Origin of the sequence: Pseudoroseomonas cervicalis ATCC 49957 (assembly GCF_000164635.1) — a bacterium.
GTDB lineage: Bacteria > Pseudomonadota > Alphaproteobacteria > Acetobacterales > Acetobacteraceae > Pseudoroseomonas > Pseudoroseomonas cervicalis.
The window spans coordinates 67,793-71,503 of record NZ_GG770779.1 but is presented as its reverse complement, the minus strand read 5'-3'; the positions used below and the strand labels follow the sequence as shown (position 1 = coordinate 71,503).

The following is a 3,711-nucleotide window of genomic DNA, read 5'->3' as shown; positions in this document are numbered from 1 at the left end:
CGCCGTGCTGGCGGCGCTGGAGGCGCGCGCCCGCGGGCTGGAGCCGCTGGCCGAGGAGCTGCCGCTGTTCGGCGGCCGCCCGGCGGAGTCGCCCGAGTCCGCGCAACCGGCGGTGGAACAGGATGCGCTGCGCGATGCGCTGGACGCGATCGACCCCGACAGGATGACCCCGCGCGAGGCGCTGGAGGCGCTTTACCGCCTGAAATTGCTGCACGGCAGCAACGGGGCGCACAAAAGCGATCACGAAGCTGTTGCCCCGGGCGCGGGCGGGATAACATCCGTCGAATGAGAAGCTCCGGCGAGTTGCCTGACGCCTTTGCCACCGCGCCCCTGCCCGCCGGGGCGCTGCGGCCCTTGCCCGATGTCGTGCTGGACCTGATCCCCCGCCCCGGCGCGCCGGTGCCGCGCGACCAGGCGCTGATGCTGCTGCGCCGGCAACTGGGGCGGATCCAGAACCGGGTGCAGGAGGCGTTCGAGGCGCATGCGCTGTCGGGCCTGACGGCGGCGCGCATGCTGGGCGAGCTGACCGACGGGCTGATCTTCGCCATCCACGCCTACACCCTGGCCCAGGTGGCGCCGGAGCAGGCCGAGCCGGGCGCCAACCCCTTCGCCGCCACCAGCGAGCCGCCCTTCGTGCTGGCGGCGACCGGCGGCTATGGCCGCGGCGTGCTCGGCCCCTATTCCGACATCGACCTGCTGTTCCTGTCGGAGCGGCCGCTTGGGCCCCGCGGCCGGCGGGCGGTGGAGTTCATGCTCTACCTGCTCTGGGATCTCGGGCTGAAGGTCGGGCATGCCACCCGCAGCATCCGCGAATGCCTGGAGGATGCGCGCAGCGACGCCACCATCCAGACCGCGCTGCTCGATGCCCGCTTCCTGGCCGGCGAGGCGGCGCTGTTCGACCGCTTCGACGAGGAATTCGCCCGCGCCCGGCAGGACTGGGGCATCGGCCAGTTCCTGGCCGCCAAGCGGGCCGAGCGCACGGCGCGGCACCGCCGCTATGGCGACAGCCCCTATCTGGTCGAGCCGCACCTGAAGGAAGGCCGCGGCGGCCTGCGCGACATCCAGACCATGTACTGGCTGGCGCGCTACGCCTTCGGCGTGAAGCGCATGCCGGAGCTGGTCGGGCCCGACAGCCCCGGCGGCGGGCTGCTGACGGCGCGCGAGGCGCGCGCCTTCAAGCGCGCCTGGGACTTCCTGTGGACGGTGCGCTTCCACCTGCACTACGTCACCGGCCGCGCCGAGGAGCGGCTCACCTTCGACCTGCAGCCGGTGGTGGGCGCCCGCATGGGCTATACCCGCCATGGCAAGCAGGATGGGGTGGAGCGCTTCATGAAGCACCTCTTCCTCACCGCGCGCGACGTGGTGCGCCTCTCCCGCCTGCTGGAGCCGGCGATCGAGCGCGCGACGCTCGGCCTGCCGGCGGTGCAGCGGGCGCCGGACCCGGCGCTGGTGGCCGCCGGCGTCGCCATCGCCGATGGCAAGCTGCTCTTCGCCCCCGACCGGGTGGTGGAGGACGACCCGGCCATCATGCTGCGCCTGGTGCGCGCGGCGCGCGACCGCGGGCTGGAGCTGCACCCGCTGGCGCATCGCGCGCTGATCCGCAGCGCGCCGCGCGCCACGGTGCTGCGCGGCGACGCGGAGGCCAGCGAGCTGTTCCTCGACCTGCTCTGCGGCCGCGATTCGGCGCGCTGGATCCGGGTGCTGAACGAGGTCGGCTTCCTCTCCCGCTTCATCCCGGACTGGGCCCGCATCGTCGGGCTGATGCAGTTCGACACCTACCATGTCTTCACCGTGGAGGAGCACACGATCGAGGCGATCGCCGTGCTCAACCAGCTGGAGGCGGGCGAGCTGGCCGAGGCCGCGCCGGTGGCGAGCGAGCTGGTCGGCCAGGTGCAGTCGCGCCGCGCGCTGCATGTGGCGCTGCTGCTGCACGACATCGCCAAGGGCCGCGGCGGCGACCATTCGGAGCTCGGCGCCGGCATCGCGCTGGAGGTCTGCCCCCGCCTCGGCCTGACGCCGGAGGAGACGGAGACCGTCTCCTGGCTGGTGCTGAACCATCTGCTGGTCAGCCAGACCGCCTTCAAGCGCGACATCGACGACCCCAAGACCATCCTCGACATCGCCGAGGTGGTGCAGTCGCCGGAGCGGCTGCGCCTGCTGCTGGTGCTGACGGTGGCCGATATGCGCGCCGTCGGCCCCAAGGTGTGGAATGGCTGGAAGGCCACCCTGCTGCGCGAGCTGTACTGGCGGGTGGCGGAAGTGCTGGCCGGCGGCCTCTCGGTGCCGGAGCGCGATGTGCGCGTGGCGCGCGCCAAGCAGGCGGCCGCCGCCATCATGGGCGACCAGAAGCGCGAGGCGGTCGAGCATTTCCTCGGCCTCGGCTATCCCGGCTACTGGCTGTCCTTCGACCCGGAGAGCCATGCCCGCCACGCGGCGATGATCCGCGAGGCCGAGGCCTCCGGCGCGCCGCTCTCGGTGGCGACGCGGGTGCTGGAGGCGCGGGCGGTGACCGAGGTGACGGTCTACTGCTCCGACCATCCCGGCCTGTTCAGCCGCATCGCCGGGGCGCTGGCGGTGGCGGGCGCCACCATCGTCGATGCCCGCATCCACACCATGACGAATGGCATGGCGCTGGACACGTTCTGGGTGCAGGACGCGCAGCCGGGCGGGGCGGGCGGGGCCTTCGATGCCTCGCACAAGCTGGCGCGGCTGTCGGTGCTGATCGAGCAGGCGCTCTCCGGCCGCCTGAATCTGGTGCAGGAGATCCGCAAGGTCCGCCGCGAGCCGGCCCGCCTGCGCGCCGTGCAGGTGCCCGGCCGGGTGGTGATCGACAATTTCGCCAGCAACACGCACACGGTGATCGAGCTGAATGGCCGCGACCGCCCCGGCCTGCTGCACGACGTGACGGCGGCGATTTCCGAGCAGGGCCTGCAGATCGCCTCCGCCCACATCACCACCTATGGCGTGCGCGCCGTGGACGTTTTCTACGTGAAGGACGTGTTCGGCCTGAAGGTGGAGAACGACCGCAAGCTGGCCAGCCTGCGCGCCGCGCTGCTGGCCGCCCTCGGCACCCCTGCCGAGGAGGAATAGACCTGCGCCCCCTGACTGACTAATGGGAGGTGCAGGAACCTCAGGTTCCTGCCGGGGGTCCAGGGGGCGGAGCCCCCTGGTTTTGACAGGACAGGACATGCGTCGCCCAGGCCGAAGCCTGACCCCGCAGGAGCGTGCCTTGTGGCGCGCCTATGCCGAGACGGTCAAACCCCTGCCGGGCCACGCCTTGCCGAGCCTGCCGGCCGCGCCGCTGGAGCCTGCTCCCCCGGTGCCGGTGCTGGTGGCGGCGCCTCCTGCCCCGCCGGTCAAGCCAGTGGCGAAGCCCGCGCCGCCGCCGATCGACATCGGCGCGCAGCCGGGCGGGCTGGACCATTCGCGCTGGAAGGACCTCCGCCGCGGCCGCACCCGCCCCGAGCGCACGCTCGACCTGCATGGCCGCCGCGCCCAGGATGCCTGGGTGGCGGTGCGCGGCTTCCTGCACAGCGCCCAGGCGGAGGGGCTGCGCTGCGTCGCCATCGTCACCGGCAAGGGCCCGGCGCCGGATGGCGGCGTGCTGCGGCGGGAACTGCCGCACTGGCTGAACGCGCCGGAGCTGCGCGGGCTGGTGCTGGGCGCGGCGCATCCGGCGCCGAACCAGGGGGCGGTGCATCTGCTGCTGCG

Annotated in this window: 3 protein-coding genes; all 3 read left to right on the top strand. The window is 72.9% G+C overall.

The window, feature by feature from the left end:
• Positions 1 to 289, top strand: a 289-nt coding sequence (locus tag HMPREF0731_RS11590; protein WP_007004317.1) for a hypothetical protein, incomplete at its 5' end; no start/stop codon positions are given.
• Positions 286 to 3,090: a [protein-PII] uridylyltransferase gene (locus HMPREF0731_RS11585; protein WP_007004316.1), complete on the top strand. Its 2,805-nt coding sequence runs from the start codon at positions 286 to 288 to the stop codon at positions 3,088 to 3,090. The genes HMPREF0731_RS11590 and HMPREF0731_RS11585, both read left to right, overlap by 4 nt.
• Positions 3,091 to 3,187: 97 nt before the next feature.
• On the top strand, positions 3,188 to 3,711 hold a 524-nt coding region (locus HMPREF0731_RS11580), incomplete at its 3' end, for a Smr/MutS family protein (protein ID WP_040613172.1).